We start from the raw sequence: 15132 nt of genomic DNA on the forward strand, positions 1-15132 counted from the left end.
GTTGCGGTTAAAATCCTCTGCCCCTGTGGTTGTGATGTCACGGTGGGAAAGCCGCTTGGGGATGAATGGGAACTCGTGGCAGTTTTCTGCGATTGCCCCAATATATAGGGGTGTGGATCGTTTTTGCCCCTAGATATGGATGACTCCAAATTCACAGGTCTTTCCATTTTGCAAGCGAAGAGTTCGCTTGCAGTGAGCACGGCGAGTGTGGAATTGGAAGGTCATCAACTCGAAAAAAACAGACCGCCGGAGCAGAGCGCAATGACACTTCATGACGTGACGATGGACACGCCACACACGGCCGACCGACCGCATGACGTGCTACCGCCTGTTGACCATCCCGTTGGTGAGCCTGCTGTTGGGGAAGGCGACGAAACGCCGGATATGTTCGACGATGTTGTCCAGCTTCCCGGTCATCACGCCGTGCGGGTGGATCGTTCACGCGACGCCCTGCTGACGGATTTTGGCAAGGCGACGCTGGACAATCGTTACCTGCTGCCCGGCGAGCATTATCAGGACCTGTTTGCGCGCGTTGCCTCCTATTACGGTGCGGATCAGGGTCATGCCCAGCGCATCTATGACTATATTTCCCGCCATTGGTTCATGCCGGCCACGCCGATCCTGTCCAATGGTGGCACATCACGTGGTCTGCCGATTTCCTGCTTCCTGAATGAGGCGGAAGACAGCCTTGAAGGTATTGTTGGCCTCTGGAACGAGAACGTCTGGCTGGCCTCCAAGGGCGGCGGTATCGGCTCGTATTGGGGTAACCTCCGCTCAATCGGCGAAAACATCGGTCGTAACGGAAAGACTTCCGGCGTTATTCCGTTCATCCGCGTGATGGACAGCCTGACACTGGCCATTTCGCAGGGGTCTCTGCGTCGTGGATCTGCGGCCGTGTATCTGCCGGTCTGGCATCCTGAAATCGAAGAATTCACGGAAATGCGCCGCCCCACGGGTGGTGATCCGAACCGTAAGGCCCTGAACCTGCATCATGGCGTGCTGGTCACGGATGCCTTCATGCGGGCTGTTGAGGCCGATGAGGAATGGCCTCTGCTGTCCCCGAAGGATCACAGCATTATCCGTAAGGTGTCTGCCCGTGGACTCTGGATCCGTATTCTGACGGCCCGCATGGAGCAGGGTGAGCCGTATGTCATTTATTCGGATCATGTGAACCGTGCCCGCCCGGAACATCACAAGCTGGCCGGACTTGAGGTCAAAACGTCCAATCTCTGCGCCGAAATCACGCTGCCGACCGGTATCGACCATCACGGCAAGAATCGTACGGCTGTCTGCTGCCTCTCTTCCCTGAACCTGGAAACCTGGGACGAGTGGAAAGACGATCCGCAGTTCATCGAGGACGTCATGCTGTTCCTCGACAACGTCCTGCAGGACTTTATCGATCGTGCGCCGGATGACATGGCGCGCGCCAAGTATGCCGCTGCCCGTGAGCGGTCTGTCGGCCTTGGCGTGATGGGATACCATTCCTTCCTTCAGGCTCGGATGATTCCGTTCGAGAGCGTGATGGCGAAGGTCTGGAACAAAAAGATCTTCCAGCATATCCGCGCTCAGGCCGATGCAGCGTCAAAGAAGCTGGCGGAACTGCGTGGCCCATGCCCGGATGCCGAAGAATATGGCTTCATGGAGCGCTTCTCGCACAAGCTGGCGATTGCTCCGACCGCCTCCATTTCAATCATCACGGGCAATGCCAGCCCGGGTATCGAGCCGATCAGCGCTAACGTTTTTCTTCAGAAGACGCTGTCTGGTTCCTTCTCGGTTCGTAACCGTCATCTGACCAAGATCCTTGAAGAGCGCGGTCAGAACACGGACAAGGTCTGGTCTGACATCACCCTGAGCAAAGGTTCTGTCCAGCATCTGGACTTCCTGACGCAGGACGAGAAAGACGTCTTCAAGACGGCCTTCGAACTGGATCAGCGCTGGGTTGTCGAACATGCCGCGGATCGTGCGCCGTTCATTTGCCAGGCACAGTCGGTCAACCTCTTCCTGCCGGCGGATGTCCATAAGCGCGATCTACATCAGATCCACTTCCAGGCCTGGAAGAAGGGCCTGAAGTCTCTGTACTACTGCCGCTCCCTGTCGGTGCAGCGCGCTGATGCAGTCTCCACGCTGGCCGTGAAGAGCGATATTCTGGAAGACGAGAAGTACGAAGCAACGGCGCAGACTGCCCCGCGTGGCAAGATGAGCAGTGGCGATTATGAAGAGTGCCTCGCCTGCCAGTAAGGCAACTCGGTAATACCGGTTTGAAAAGCTCGGCTCCTCAATTGGGGAGCCGGGCTTTTTTTATGCCGTTAAAGCGGCCCGTCTTTCTTGGTTCGGCGGAAGCCCAACCCGAGCAGGATTAGCCCAAGTGCTACGGCGATCCACGCCAAGGGTGCTCCGGGAGGGGCGAAATGGAAGTGGATCTGGCTGGTGCCGGCGGGGAGCGGAATGCGCTCAAACAATCCATCCCACATTTCGGGGAGGACTGAGGTTCCGTTCACCTCAGCTTTCCAGCCCGGTAGCATGACTTCCCGGCGGATAAGGTGCGTAGGTTCCCGGCAGGTTGCAGACAGCATCTCGCGGTCCTTGGGAGTCAGGGTGCAGGCTGCTTCAGTTTCAAAATAGGGCGCTGGGTTTTTCAGCCGGATCAGATCACCGGTTGGTGTTTGCAGAACGGGAATCATGGTTTCGCGCACAGCATCCGTTTCGAAACGAATGCGAGGCCAGGTTATCTGATCCCTCACGGTAGACCAGATCATGACGCCTGTGGTGGCGTCTTTGAGGGTCAAAGTCATGGTCCGAGCGTCGGACGGAATAATTCCGTCCAGCTCAATGGCCGTTAGTCCATTGTCTTTTGCCTGTTTCAACGGGGTTTGACCCGTTGCACATTGAGAGTCGGAACAGATGGACAGGACAAGAAGACCATCTGAATGACCGCCGTAAGTCCCCAACTGAAGCATTGTCAGTCGGCTGGAGGGTTTATCCCACGACGAGATATCGACTTTGATTTCTGAAGCGTCGGGGGTCAGAGAAAGGCCGCCTGACTGACGATCTTTCAGAGAATAGGGCGCAATACTGGGCAGACCATGCCCCGGTGGAACCAGAAGGGCTGAGACGCCTAATGTAGTAAACAGCTCTGGCCGACGCGCCAGGAATGTTTCCAGGAAGGCATCCCCGCTTTCGGTGAACGGATAGGACCCGTTGAAGGTTACGGAATCCACCTTCGAGCCAAAATCATGCCTCAGGCGCTGAATCCAGGCCTTGGGCGTTGGAATGGCATTGTGGTTGATGGATGCGATACCAAGATAGGCGCCATAATTTGGCTCGACCGGGCCAATGGTGACGAAGCGTTGTAACCCGGTTTCTTCGCGAAGAGCCGCGATGAGATTCTGGTCGGGACGAGGGGGCTCTGGATAGACGCTCAAGAGAGGAAAGCCGAAGAGGATCAAGCTCTCACTCAGGACAAGTGCTCCAAGAGTTCTTGGATGTTTTCCGGACCAGCAAAGCCCTGAAGCGCCAGCCAAACAGAAAAGCCCGAAAATCAGTGAGCCGGTTGCGTAGCACTGTGAGGATACTGGCCCGTCGGAGAACGTGCGAAGCTGCTCCAAGGCTGGTCGATCCAACAGATATGCCACTACGCCCACGGCAATTATTGTAACAGCCGACAGCAGACCCGCCTTGCGCCGCCAGATGCCACGAAACATGTCGTCCAGCGTGAAAGCGGCCAGAAGGATCAGGCAGCTTTCCACCATGGGTTCGCACAAGCGGTAAAAAACCGTATGGCCTGCTCCCGGAATCAGATCGACAAATTGGGTGAGGACAGGAACGCCAGCCTGTTTCCCGACCACCGCGATAATGATTCCCAGCAGCAGGAATCGCAGTCTGCGCTCTTTCTTTCCGCCAATCGCGCACAAGGCCAGGAACGGAAGAACAAGCCCGCAGTAGCCTCCCAGCGCATACCAGGCGCCCAGTTCTGGGCCATAAAATATGGGGCCGTTGATATAGGGGAAAAGCAGCATGGCCCATGCCTGATGCGGCAGGGTGTCATTATTGATGCCAACATGAAATCCGACGTCGGCATGGGGCAGAAATGTCAAAAAAGCCAGAAGCTGTGGGGCTGCGATCAGGCCGGCCGTGAGCCCTCCGAGAAGAATGTGAAGAGCAAAGCGGGATTTGCCTGAGTTCGTCTGGAAAAAGCGAAGACCTGCCAGTCCCAGAGCGATCAGCCCCAGCAGGAAGGCTGTTTCCGGAAAACCGGCCAGAAGGAGATAGGCCAGCCCCAGTGCCAGCCAACTCCAGTTCCCGGTGCGAGCGCGCTCCACGCCGTACAGTGCGAGTGGGAGGAAAGCGAGGGGTTCGGAGGGGCCGTCAGACGCCCAGGCATAAGTTCCATTGAACGCGTAAAGAAGGGCGCCGATCAGAGCCGCGCGCGGATCGAGGCGGAGTTGTTTCAGGAGGGCATAGGTTGAAAGTCCGGCGATGATCTGAAGCGCACACTTCATCATCAGGAGGCCGTTGGAAAAGCCCAGAAACAGCACGAAGGGGAGGAAAAATGCGGCAGGCTGGTATTCTCCGGCCAGAGGCATGCCGACACCGCTGTAAGGGTTCCACCACGGAATGATGCCATGCACCCAGTCCCGCGCGACAAGCCGTCCGAGAGCTTCAACGAAAACGCCCGCGCAGCCGTCAATCCAGCCCGGATTGCCCGGTATGATCCCTTTTGTCGCGGCAGCGGAGTTCTGCACCATCAGGGATGTTGTCATCATCGGGTCGCTTGAGACGAACCCGAACCATTCCGGCAGATAAATGCAGATGGGCAGTAGGATGAGTGCGAGAAGGTGGGAGCGCGGCCAGAAGCGACGCGTTTGCTGGGGCATGAAGTCTCCGCCGGGAGGATTGTGCTGTTTGCATAACCTCCGTGTTTTCGTCTCACAAGAGAATGGATTGTCGACTGATGCGGTGTCGGACGTTATGATCTGTCCCAGAATGATTCTGGATGACCCGGGTTGAGCAAATTTGCACCCATAAACAGTGGTCTTCAGACTGTCTAAGGTATTGAAAAACACGGATTTCTAATGTGTCCAGCTTCTCTGAAATCGAGAGGGGCAGTCACGGGGAAAACGTGTCTTTGAGGAAAGTAAGGTCATGAGCAACCCAACCCCGACTGCTGGAGAAACTCCAGCACCCGAGCACTATGACCTGATGACCGCGAACCCGGTTTACAAACCGTTTCGCTATCCTTGGGCCTATGATGCCTGGCTAACCCAGCAGCGCGTTCACTGGCTTCCGGAAGAAGTGCCTCTGGCTGACGACGTGAAGGACTGGCACCGCACGCTGACGGAAGCTGAACAGCACCTTGTAACGCAGATTTTCCGCTTCTTCACGCAGGCCGACGTGGAAGTGAATTCCGCGTACATGAAATATTACAGCCAGGTCTTCAAACCGACTGAAGTGCTAATGATGCTGTCCTCGTTTTCGAACATCGAGACGATCCACATCGCGGCCTATTCCCATCTGCTCGACACTATCGGGATGCCTGAAACAGAATATTCGGCCTTCCTGAAGTATAAGGAGATGAAGGACAAATACGATTTCATGCAGTCGTTCAACATCGACAACAAGCGTGAAATCGCGAAGACCATGGCGGCATTCGGTGCCTTCATGGAAGGGCTTCAGCTTTTCGCGTCGTTCGCGATCCTGCTGAACTTCCCGCGCTTTAACAAGCTCAAGGGCATGGGGCAGATCGTGTCCTGGTCGGTGCGTGACGAGACGCTGCACTGCCTGTCCATGATCCGTCTGTTCCGCACGTTCATCCGGGAAAATCCGGAACTGTGGACGGAAGATTTCCGTGAAGAACTGAAGGAAATCTGCCGCACGACCGTTGAGCATGAAGACGCATTCATTGATCTGGCGTTCGAGATGGGACCGGTTGAAGGAATGTCTTCAGATGACGTCAAGCGTTACATTCGCTTCATCGCAGATCGTCGTCTGACGCAGCTTGGCCTTGATCCGGTTTACGGCGAGGAAGAAAATCCGCTGCCTTGGATCGACGACATGCTGAATGCTGTCGAGCATGCCAACTTCTTCGAAAACCGCTCCACGGAATATTCCCGTGCCTCTACGTCCGGCACCTGGGAAGAAGCGTTCGAAGGCAACGTCTTCGAATAATCTGCATGTCGGGAGAGGTTAGCTGCCGGGCAGCGCCTCTCCCAGTCGCAGAACCCGTTCGGTCGCATCGGTAAAGCGGCCATCTTCTTCATGCAGGACCAGTCCCGGCCGCAGGCGGAAAATTCCTTTGCCGCCATGAATGGCCTGGATCAGAACCAGTTTCGCTTCCCGACCCGGTTTGGGCCAGAAGGGATAGAGCTGAAGTGATCCGCACCCGTTTTCCAGAAGTGTCTGACAGGCTCTATCCGCGATTGCTGAGGATATGATGAAGGTCAGCGTACCACCCGGCAGGACCCATCGGGTCAAAGCGCGGATCCAGGCCTGTGGGTCATCGTTTTCCGCGCTGAGTGCCAGACGTCGTCTGTCATCCGGGGAAGGGGTGCCATGCACACTGTGCCAGGGAGGGTTGGCCATCACATGATGGAAGCGCCCATTAGCTGTGGGCGCTTTGGCACGCAGGGATGAGGGAATTGTCGGCAGGATGGCCTGAACGATGGAAAGACGGGTTCGCGAGTCTGGAAACGGGTTGTTCAGGAAATTGTGAGCGGCAAGTTCTGCGGTGTCGGCATCTGCCTCAAGACCAATCCCGCTGACACCCGGCACACGGGCTGCGAGACATAGCAATCCGGCTCCGGCACCGCATCCGGCTTCCAGAATGGTCTCTCCTCCTCTAGCGGGAATGGCTGCGGCCATCAGCACCGGCTCCAGCCCCGTACGATATCCCTGCCGGAACTGTGTGTAGCGGAGTCGTCCATTCAGCAATGTGCCCTCCCTTTCTTTTTCAGAAAGGGAGGAAGTGCGCTTCTGAGGAGGCTTAGAGGGCTGCAATGGGTTGACCGCCTTCCTGCTGCCGCTCATATGGTCATTCCAACCTGTCGTCCGGCGTTAATAAGGCCCGGTCGCTTTTCCGGTCAGGAAGAACGAACGGGAACACGCCATATCATATCGTGCCTGCATGGTCCTGGGCAGTCCCGGGGCGTTATGCAGGAACTGGAGTAAAGACCCTTGGATTCTGCCGCACCGGATGCCGCCGTGACCGTTGATAAAGCTGTGGTTCAGGGTGCAGGGGGCGAGAGCGCATTATCGGCACTCTCTGCTTATCTTGAAGAGGACATGCTGGCCTGCAACCGTGCGATTATCGCCCGGATGGAGAGCCCGGTTCCCCTGATCCCACAGCTTGGCGCCCATCTTGTCGCGGCTGGAGGCAAACGCCTTCGTCCGCTGCTGACGCTGGCCTCCGCACGTCTGTGCGGGTATCAGCCGGGCCCGGATCATCAGCGTCATGTCGGGCTCGCAGCCTGCGTTGAGTTCATTCACACCGCGACCCTTTTGCATGATGATGTCGTGGATGAGAGCACGTTGCGTCGCGGACTGGCCTCCGCCAATGCCGTGTTCGGCAACAAGGCGTCCGTGCTGGTAGGCGACTTCCTGTTTGCCCGCTCGTTCCAGCTTATGACGGCAGATGGCTCCCTGAAGGTCATGGCGATCCTTTCGGATGCGTCTGCGACAATTGCCGAAGGCGAAGTCCTTCAGATGGTCGTGCAAAACGACCTCACGACACCTGTTGAGCGGTATCTTGAGGTCATTCACGGCAAGACGGCCGCGCTATTCGCGGCTGCCTGCCGTGTCGGTGCTGTCGTGGCCGAGCGTCCGGATGCCGAAGAGGAAGCGCTGGAGCAGTTTGGCACCAATCTGGGTATGGCGTTCCAGCTTGTTGATGATGCTCTCGATTATGCTGCAGACCAGCAGGTTCTGGGCAAAACCGTTGGCGATGATATGCGGGAGGGTAAGATCACCCTGCCGGTGCTGGCCGCCTATGAGGCTGGCTCCCCGGAAGATCGGCTTTTCTGGGAACGCGTTATTGGAGAAGGCGAGCAGACCGAGGAAGATCTGCCTCATGCTCTGAACCTGATTGCGAAAACGGGCGCGATCAACACGACGATCGCCCGCGCGCAGGTTTACGCGGACGCAGCTGTCGAAGCTCTGTCCATTTTCCCGGATAGCGAGTTGCGTCGCCTTCTAATCGAGACCGTTCAGTTCACGGTGAACCGGGCGCGCTAAAAAGTTCTGTTCTGCGTCAGTCCCTCAAGGCTGGCGCAGAGTTTGCTCTCAGGCCGTTACTGCAAGCGGGCTGAAAAGAGACCACTCCGAAAAACCTAAACGGCTTACGGCTGCTTCCAGACGCGGTGCGTTAAATGGTGCGCTGGTCATGAAAAGCCGGGGCGGTGCTGCAGCTTTGTCTGGTGCGAGTGTTGCGAGGGTTTCAAGCACAGTCCGAACCTGCCGGGCGACGGCTGGCGCCGGGTCAAGCCAGTTCAGGTGGGCGCGCGCAAGGCGTTGAAATGCTGGCATCAGGAACGTGTAATGCGTGCAGCCAAGCCCGACTGTATCGATGGCCTCGCCGTAAGGCTGTTCGAACAGGCAGGTCAGTTCGCGTTCAACGTCTGTATCCGGAATGTCATCGCCCAGAAAGGCGCGTTCGGCCAGATCAGCCAGTCCGCGTGCACCGTGGGTAATCAGGCGGCAATCGGGCGCAAATTGCCGATGCAGTTCCAGTACATAAGGTCGCCGGGCCGTTGCTGACGTGGAAAGCAGACCGACGGTACGGGTTGTGGAAACGCGCCCAGCCCAGCGGATAGGGGGGACGCATCCGACAACGGGGATGGAGAGACGTTCCCGGAGCGCCGGCAGCGCAATAGTGCTTGCCGTATTGCAGGCAATCACCAAAACGTCTGGCCGAAAGTCGTGGCAGGCTGCTTCGAGCAGACTGACGATACGGCCGGTCAGGAGGTCATCCGGCTGCTCCCCATATGGAAACAGCGCGGTATCAGCCAGATAGTCGATCGTGAGTGCGGGGAGGATGTCGCGCAGAGCCTGAACGACACCCATCCCCCCGATGCCCGAGTCAAAAACAAGGCATCGGGACGAAAGGGCAGGAGAGCCCACGGGCGTCAGCCTTCTGCTTTGGCCTTGAGCGCCAGCGCTTCTTCGGCGCTGCCAACACCGCCATGCTTGCGGGACCAGCCACAGGGATCTTCAAGGAAGCGACGAACCTCGGCACTGTCCTTTTCGGAGAAATAATCTCCGCCTGCACACGCTTCGAGAACGTCCCACCAGGTGCACAGGGCGTGCAGGGAGATGTCCATGTCTGCCAGCGTTTTGTGGGCGCCGGGGAAGACACCGTAGAAGAACACGACGAAGGTGTGGTTCACGATGGCGCCGGCATCGCGGAGAGCGTTGGCGAATCGGATCTTGGACGCGCCATCCGTTGTCAGGTCTTCGACCAGCAGTGTGCGCATGCCGTCGGGCACATCACCTTCGATCTGCGCATTGCGGCCAAAGCCCTTTGGCTTTTTGCGAACATACGCCATCGGCGTCATCATGCGGTCTGCGATCCACGCAGCGAACGGAATACCTGCCGTCTCGCCACCGACAACCGCATCGATGCTTTCATAGCCAATGTGGCGGCCGATCTTCTCGACGGCCAGTTCCATGATCTTGGTCCGGGCGCGGGGGAAGAAGATGATTTTGCGGCAGTCGATATAGACCGGGGACTTCCAGCCTGACGTCAGGGTGTAAGGCTCTTCCGGGCGGAAGTTGACGGCCTTGATCTCCAGAAGGATGCGGGCGGTGGTCAGGGCTGCGTCCCGGTCCCACTGGGTGCGACCCGCGATCGGGCTGTCTCCGTGTTGTGTCATGCTGGTCTCCACTGACGTCGTTTTCTGTGGTTTACCGGCCACAAGACGCAAAGGGTAGTGCCAAATTCGTACGCACTTGTTGCTGTTATAGAGGAACCCAATCTATGCTTGCGTAGTCAGGTCAGGCCCCCTAAGGAGTAAGACCGTTTTTTCCTCTTCTGAAGCAGGACCAAAAGTGAGCATTGAAACCAGCCGGATCGGCCGGAAGTGCGAACGTGCAGTTGTCACGGCCTATCAGGAACTGCGTGAGGTCGGACAGCCGGATATGCAGGCTTTTGCGGCATGCACCACACTGTACCGTATCCACCATCCTGAATCTTCCATTACGGAAGCCCGTCGTCTCGTCGCTGAATGGATTGACCATCACGTCGTTCGCAAAGCCAAGGGTCAGACCCCTGGCTGCGATTGCTGATCAGACCGTAAGGTAGGGCAGGGCTTTTCAGCCCCGCTCACTCATGGGGACGAATTCCCGCGTCGCTTCCCCAACATAAAGCTGCCGCGGACGTGTAATCCGCGCTGCAGGATCCTCAATCATTTCTTTCCACTGGCTGACCCAGCCAACCGTGCGCGCAACAGCGAACAGCACGGTGAACATGCTCGTCGGAATACCGAGAGCTTTCAGAATTAGACCTGAATAGAAATCCACATTCGGATAGAGCTTCCGGCTGACGAAATAATCATCTTCCGTCGCAACGCGCTCCAGTTCCTTTGCCAGATCCAGTAGCGGATCGTGCTCCAGCCCGAGCTCGGAAATAACTTCATGGCAGGTCGCCTGAAGGATTTTCGCGCGAGGATCGAAGTTCTTGTAAACGCGATGTCCAAAGCCCATCAGGCGCACACCGGAGTTCCGATCTTTGACCTTCTCAAGGAAAGCAGGGATGCCGTCACGCGTGCCGATGGACTGAAGCATGTTCAGCGCTGCTTCGTTGGCACCGCCATGAGCCGGTCCCCAAAGGGCCGCAATGCCGGCTGAAATGCAGGCATAGGGGTTGGCGCCCGTTGAACCGACAAGTCGGACGGTTGTGGTCGAAGCGTTCTGCTCGTGATCGGCATGAAGGAGCAGAATGCGGTCCATGGCACGGGCCAGAACCGGATTGACGCGGTAATGATTGCCCGGCCGCGCAAACAGCATGTGCAGGAAGTTTTCGGAGAAGGACATCTCCTCATCTGGATAGATGAAGGGCTCTCCGATGGAATATTTATAGGCCCATGCGGCGATGGTGGGCACTTTTGCAATCAGGCGCCGCGCTGAAAGATCCCGGTCCTTGGCCTGTGAGATATCTAGCCCATCATGATAAAATGCTGAGAGGGCTCCTACCGTACCGCAAAGAATGGCCATCGGGTGCGCATCACGACGGAAGCCATTAAAGAAATTCCGGATCTGCTCGTTCAGCAGCCGATGCGTATTCATATCGGCCTGGAAAGCCTGATACTGCGGTGTCGTCGGAAGCTCACCGTACAGCAGCAGATAGGCCGTCTCGGTGAAGCTTGCATTGAGGGCGAGGTCTTCAATCGGGTAACCGCGATGCAGAAGGGTTCCTTCATCCCCGTCGATAAAGGTAATCGCACTGGTGCAGGTCGCCGTGCTGACCAGGCCCGGGTCGAATGAGAAAACCCCCAGCTTTTGGGATGCTCCTCGCAGGTCCACGACGTCCGGGCCCATTGTTCCCTTCAGAAGAGGAGCCTGCATGGAGGCAGCACCGGCTTGAAGGGTAGCGGTTTCGGGCTTCGGGTCGTGCATGTAAGGAGCGCCTGCCTGACAGAGTTGCGGGAAGATCCAAACTCTAGGGGGTAGGGGTTTTCCCTGTCCAGAGACACTGCTCGCGAGGGCGCGTATAGGCTCGAGAAAAGCTGTAAATTCCTAAAAGACCATATGAAATCATACGTTGTAGAATATTTGTTAATAATATTGTGTTTTTGAATGGGTTTCCGCTACAACCCGCGCTCTTCATCGCCCGGCGTTCTGAAAGCCTGCGGTTTCATTTTTCCTTCACACAGGATTTTCATGTCTCAGATAGTTTCTTCAGGTCAGACCGTTTCGGGCGCAACCGTTAGCGGACAGGGTAACACTCTGACTGTTGAACAGGGCGGCACCATCCAGAATGTCACAGTTGTGGCTGGTGGCGTTGTTTCTGAGAGCGGTGAAGATCATTTCCTCGTTGTCAGCAGTGGGGGAACATTTACAGTCGATTCAGCTGGCTCGTCCTATAACGCGACTGTTTTGTCCGGTGGGCTACAGACCATCACAAACGGTGGCCGCGCCTATTATGTCGCGGTCAGCAGTGGCGGCGCGCAGATTGTATCTTCTGGGGGGCAGCTGACGCACACGCAGCTGAACCCGGGAGCAACGTTGTCAGCTCTTTCAGGCTCCGTGGTCGATCATGCGGAAGTCCGAAGTGGTGCTTCATTCTATGTTGCGTCTGGAGCTGTTGCAGATACGACTGTGATTTCGTCGGGCGCTGTACTGACACTGGAAAGCGGCGGCACTCTGAGTGAAACCATCCTGTCGTCCGGTGGCCAGATTGATCTGAACGGCCTGGACTACTCACAGGGAGAGAGCGCCTCTTTCGTCAGCAGTGGTGGCGGTTACTACCTTCAGGTCACATCCGGGGCAGACGTCGTGTATTCCACCCGGATGCAGGGTGACTACAGCAGCAATGGCGTCACCCTGATAAGGGATACAGACGGTTCAACCATTGCTGAACTGGGTCCAGTTTGTTTCCTCGGAGGAAGCTTGATCAAGACACCGGCGGGTGAAGTCGTCGTTGAAAATCTGCGGGCCGGTGATGACGTTATTGTTGTGCGTGACGGTGTGGAGCAATCCGAGACCGTGAGCTGGGTTGGCAGCAAGACCGCACAGGTCCGTAACGGTCTGCATCCTGACGAAGCTGGATATGCAGTTCGTATTCGTGCCGGTGCTGTGTCGGAAAATATTCCTCACACAGATCTGCTTCTGACGTCTGAGCACTGCCTCTATCTGGATGGGGCCTTCATTCCTGTGCGTATGCTCGTAAACGGCGGCAGCATTGCTTATGCGACAGACATTGCAGTTTACGACTATTACCATGTGGAGACAGCCAATCACGACGTGGTCCTAGCCAATGGTCTCATGACCGAAAGCTATCTCGACACGGGAAATCGTAACAGCTTCGCCCAGCCAGGAGATGTTGCTGCTCTCTCAACAGCTGCAAAAAGCTGGGAGCACGATGCATCGGCACCGCTCGTGACGGACCGTGCAGTTGTGGAGCCAATCCACGCACGCTTGGCGAGGCGTTCGAAGGTTCTTGGTCTGAATGTTGCGCCAGTCCTTGAGACGACCAGTGTTCATGATCTGCATCTCGAAACCCGCTCTGGCCAGCGCATTGCTCCCATGCGGAATGTTGACGGGCGCGTCCTGTTTTCGCTTCCAGATGGGGCGGACGTTGTGCGTCTGGTGTCACGGACATCCCGCCCATGTGACGTGACGGGTCCTTACGTGGATGATCGCCGTTCGCTTGGGGTTCTGGTCGGTATGATCCGGCTTTGGGATGGACAGGCTATGCGTGAGATTACGGAAAATCAGGTCGACGGCTGGTATGATGCAGATGCATCTGGTGGCCGCTGGACGAATGGCAATGCATATCTCGACCTGGGTGCACGCTCAGCGACTGAAAAGGGTGTTCTGGAAATCGAAGTTCTTGCAGCAGGACCGTATGTGAAAGCTCAGGCTGCTGAGCGCCGCGTAAGCCTTCTCTGCGCCTGAAGGAGGAGAAGGTCACCAGTCAGGGCGTAAGAACCTGACTGGCCTGAACGGTGGAAGGCCGGATATTGATCCAGTCTTCCGTTGTCTGAAAGATGGTCAGGGTTGCTGGCTGATAGCCCCTTCTCAGGGATACAAATGCTTCGTTCTGCACGGCTAATCCCGCAAGATCATAAGCCAGCGCCCCAATAGCGGGATTATGGCCGATCAGCAGCAATGTCCGAACGTCATCTGCTGCGCCATGAATGAACCCGTACAGCGTGTCGAGATCCGCGCCATAGAGGCTGTTTTCGACCTTTGGTAAGATCGGGTTTGGCAGAGCAGAGAGAACGCCCTGGGCTGTTTCCTGCGTCCGGCGCGCAGGGCTGCACAAAACGTGCATGGGCTGAGGCAGGTTTAAATGGGCAAGCTTCTGTCCGATCCGCTTGGCTTGTTCCTGTCCTGCGGCAGTAAGCAGGCGTTCAATATCGCCTGCTCCCGAATGAAGATGAGGGCCTGCTTCCGCGTGACGCAGGACGAGAAGCAGGCGCTTGGACATCAGTGCGAACCGTTGGCTTGAGCGGCAATCGCCTCATGGTGGCGAATGACCTCGCGGATGACGAAAGCCAGAAACTTTTCAGCAAAATCCGGATCCAGATGCGCATCTCGTGCAAGCTGGCGCAGGCGTTCGATCTGTCGGGCTTCACGGTTAGGGTCCGCGGCGGGGAGGCTGGAACGTGCTTTGAGTTCACCAACAGCTTTGGTGCAACGGAACCGCTCTGCCAGCATATGAATCAGGGCGGCGTCGATATTGTCGATGCTGGCGCGCAGGCGCTCAAGTTCTGCGAGGGCGGAAGAGCTGTCAGAAGTCATTGATGTCGATCCATGCAAGGTGGCCGCCTTTTCCAGCACCAAGATCCGTAAAGACAGCCGTGCCTCCAAGTCTCCCCATCCGGCGCCAGGGGCGTCCGTCAGTTGAGCGGCGGTCATGGCCGACATAGACCGTCATTCCTTCGGGAATACGGTTGATCCAGGTCAGGCGGCGTTCAGGGTATCCATCCGGCTGCATGCGGCCGGTGGTTTCACCAAAAAGGGCGCGGGAGAGCGGGGCGGACATTTCGCCCAGACCCGGAACCGGGGCCTCGGACAGCATGGCCGTATGGAACCCGCCATGCACGAATAGTGCCCGCCCAATCCGTAGCCATGTGGGAGCAGAAGCAATCGCCTCGTAGGTGCGCTGCTGAAGCCCTTCATATTCCGGCAGGGAAAACTGCCGGAGTGTTTCTTCAAGGGGAGGATCGCGCCTGAGGCGCCGACCTTCCAGGGCGCGTCCCAGCTTGCGGTCATGATTGCCGAGAATGAACAGCCCGCGATGCGTGTCCAGAAGATCGAGCATCAGTTCCATCACGCCGGCACTGTCTGGCCCGTGATCGACCAGATCTCCCAGCTGGATGACGAACCGCTCGGTCGCGGTCGCATGCCGGAAAGCGTTCAGATCACCATGCACGTCTCCCACCACACGAATACCGTGTTCACGGATTCGCGTCATGA

The 15132-nt window shown here is 57.2% G+C and carries 13 protein-coding genes; 5 read left to right on the forward strand and 8 right to left on the reverse strand.

Features of this window, described 5'->3' with window-relative positions:
• The first annotated feature begins 384 nt into the window (after positions 1-384).
• Positions 385-2238: a ribonucleoside-diphosphate reductase subunit alpha gene (locus GFR01_RS03615; RefSeq protein ID WP_244902173.1), complete on the forward strand. Its 1854-nt coding sequence runs from the start codon at positions 385-387 to the stop codon at positions 2236-2238.
• Between the two features lie 68 nt (positions 2239-2306).
• Here the strand turns inward: GFR01_RS03615 and GFR01_RS15885 are convergent, their stop codons facing one another.
• Positions 2307-4874, reverse strand: a complete 2568-nt coding sequence (locus GFR01_RS15885; RefSeq protein ID WP_244902132.1) for a YfhO family protein — start codon at positions 4872-4874, stop codon at positions 2307-2309.
• A gap of 268 nt (positions 4875-5142) precedes the next feature.
• Between GFR01_RS15885 and GFR01_RS03625 the strand changes: the two genes are divergently transcribed.
• Positions 5143-6165, forward strand: coding sequence for a ribonucleotide-diphosphate reductase subunit beta (locus GFR01_RS03625; protein ID WP_063902978.1), 1023 nt, complete (start codon positions 5143-5145; stop codon positions 6163-6165).
• 18 nt (positions 6166-6183) lie between these two features.
• Here GFR01_RS03625 and GFR01_RS03630 read toward each other — a convergent pair whose 3' ends face one another.
• Positions 6184-7023, reverse strand: a complete 840-nt coding sequence (locus tag GFR01_RS03630; RefSeq protein ID WP_373317587.1) for a tRNA1(Val) (adenine(37)-N6)-methyltransferase — start codon at positions 7021-7023, stop codon at positions 6184-6186.
• A 147-nt stretch (positions 7024-7170) separates the two neighbouring features.
• Here GFR01_RS03630 and GFR01_RS03635 point away from each other — a divergent pair, with 147 nt between their 5' ends.
• Positions 7171-8226, forward strand: coding sequence for a polyprenyl synthetase family protein (locus GFR01_RS03635; RefSeq protein ID WP_099181288.1), 1056 nt, complete (start codon positions 7171-7173; stop codon positions 8224-8226).
• Positions 8227-8274: 48 nt separating this feature from the next.
• Here GFR01_RS03635 and murI read toward each other — a convergent pair whose 3' ends face one another.
• Together murI and GFR01_RS03645 are read right to left on the reverse strand one after the other, a co-directional pair.
• Complete coding sequence (gene murI, locus GFR01_RS03640) at positions 8275-9111, reverse strand: glutamate racemase (protein ID WP_099181289.1); 837 nt, start codon at positions 9109-9111, stop codon at positions 8275-8277.
• A 5-nt stretch (positions 9112-9116) separates the two neighbouring features.
• Positions 9117-9863, reverse strand: a complete 747-nt coding sequence (locus GFR01_RS03645; protein ID WP_010502438.1) for an orotate phosphoribosyltransferase — start codon at positions 9861-9863, stop codon at positions 9117-9119.
• A 175-nt stretch (positions 9864-10038) separates the two neighbouring features.
• Between GFR01_RS03645 and GFR01_RS03650 the strand changes: the two genes are divergently transcribed.
• Positions 10039-10275, forward strand: a complete 237-nt coding sequence (locus GFR01_RS03650) for a hypothetical protein (RefSeq protein WP_007282266.1) — start codon at positions 10039-10041, stop codon at positions 10273-10275.
• A 27-nt stretch (positions 10276-10302) separates the two neighbouring features.
• On the opposite strand, the gene GFR01_RS03655 is transcribed toward GFR01_RS03650, so the two are convergent.
• Positions 10303-11604 carry a citrate synthase gene (locus GFR01_RS03655; protein ID WP_099181290.1) on the reverse strand — a complete coding sequence of 434 codons (1302 nt, stop codon included), beginning with the start codon at positions 11602-11604 and terminating at the stop codon, positions 10303-10305.
• Between the two features lie 264 nt (positions 11605-11868).
• Here GFR01_RS03655 and GFR01_RS03660 point away from each other — a divergent pair, with 264 nt between their 5' ends.
• On the forward strand, positions 11869-13605 hold the full coding sequence (locus GFR01_RS03660; RefSeq protein WP_244902134.1) for a Hint domain-containing protein: 1737 nt from the start codon (positions 11869-11871) through the stop codon (positions 13603-13605).
• Between the two features lie 19 nt (positions 13606-13624).
• Here GFR01_RS03660 and GFR01_RS03665 read toward each other — a convergent pair whose 3' ends face one another.
• The 3 genes from GFR01_RS03665 to GFR01_RS03675 are packed head-to-tail and all read right to left on the reverse strand — an operon-like array spanning position 13625 to position 15130.
• The gene (locus GFR01_RS03665; RefSeq protein WP_099181291.1) at positions 13625-14140 is read right to left on the reverse strand and encodes a SixA phosphatase family protein; all 516 of its coding nucleotides are present in this window, start codon (positions 14138-14140) and stop codon (positions 13625-13627) included.
• The gene (locus GFR01_RS03670) at positions 14140-14454 is read right to left on the reverse strand and encodes a chorismate mutase (RefSeq protein WP_099181292.1); all 315 of its coding nucleotides are present in this window, start codon (positions 14452-14454) and stop codon (positions 14140-14142) included. Before GFR01_RS03670 ends, GFR01_RS03665 begins: the two co-directional genes overlap by 1 nt.
• Positions 14444-15130, reverse strand: a complete 687-nt coding sequence (locus tag GFR01_RS03675; protein ID WP_063902973.1) for a metallophosphoesterase — start codon at positions 15128-15130, stop codon at positions 14444-14446. The genes GFR01_RS03670 and GFR01_RS03675 overlap by 11 nt, the downstream gene beginning before the upstream one ends.
• Positions 15131-15132: the final 2 nt, after the last annotated feature.

The organism is Gluconobacter frateurii (assembly GCF_002723955.1).
In the GTDB taxonomy this organism is placed as follows: Bacteria; Pseudomonadota; Alphaproteobacteria; order Acetobacterales; family Acetobacteraceae; genus Gluconobacter; species Gluconobacter frateurii.

What these genes read in the sequence shown, in the direction of transcription:
- GFR01_RS03630 (WP_373317587.1), bottom strand. Translation starts at nt 7,023, where the DNA reads ATGAGCGGCAGCAGGAAGGCGGTCAACCCATTGCAGCCCTCTAAGCCT.
- GFR01_RS15885 (WP_244902132.1), bottom strand. Translation starts at nt 4,874, where the DNA reads ATGCCCCAGCAAACGCGTCGCTTCTGGCCGCGCTCCCACCTTCTCGCA.
- GFR01_RS03660 (WP_244902134.1), top strand. Translation starts at nt 11,869, where the DNA reads ATGTCTCAGATAGTTTCTTCAGGTCAGACCGTTTCGGGCGCAACCGTT.
- GFR01_RS03655 (WP_099181290.1), bottom strand. Translation starts at nt 11,604, where the DNA reads ATGCACGACCCGAAGCCCGAAACCGCTACCCTTCAAGCCGGTGCTGCC.
- GFR01_RS03675 (WP_063902973.1), bottom strand. Translation starts at nt 15,130, where the DNA reads ATGACGCGAATCCGTGAACACGGTATTCGTGTGGTGGGAGACGTGCAT.
- GFR01_RS03670 (WP_099181292.1), bottom strand. Translation starts at nt 14,454, where the DNA reads ATGACTTCTGACAGCTCTTCCGCCCTCGCAGAACTTGAGCGCCTGCGC.
- GFR01_RS03665 (WP_099181291.1), bottom strand. Translation starts at nt 14,140, where the DNA reads ATGTCCAAGCGCCTGCTTCTCGTCCTGCGTCACGCGGAAGCAGGCCCT.
- GFR01_RS03645 (WP_010502438.1), bottom strand. Translation starts at nt 9,863, where the DNA reads ATGACACAACACGGAGACAGCCCGATCGCGGGTCGCACCCAGTGGGAC.
- GFR01_RS03615 (WP_244902173.1), top strand. Translation starts at nt 385, where the DNA reads ATGTTCGACGATGTTGTCCAGCTTCCCGGTCATCACGCCGTGCGGGTG.
- GFR01_RS03625 (WP_063902978.1), top strand. Translation starts at nt 5,143, where the DNA reads ATGAGCAACCCAACCCCGACTGCTGGAGAAACTCCAGCACCCGAGCAC.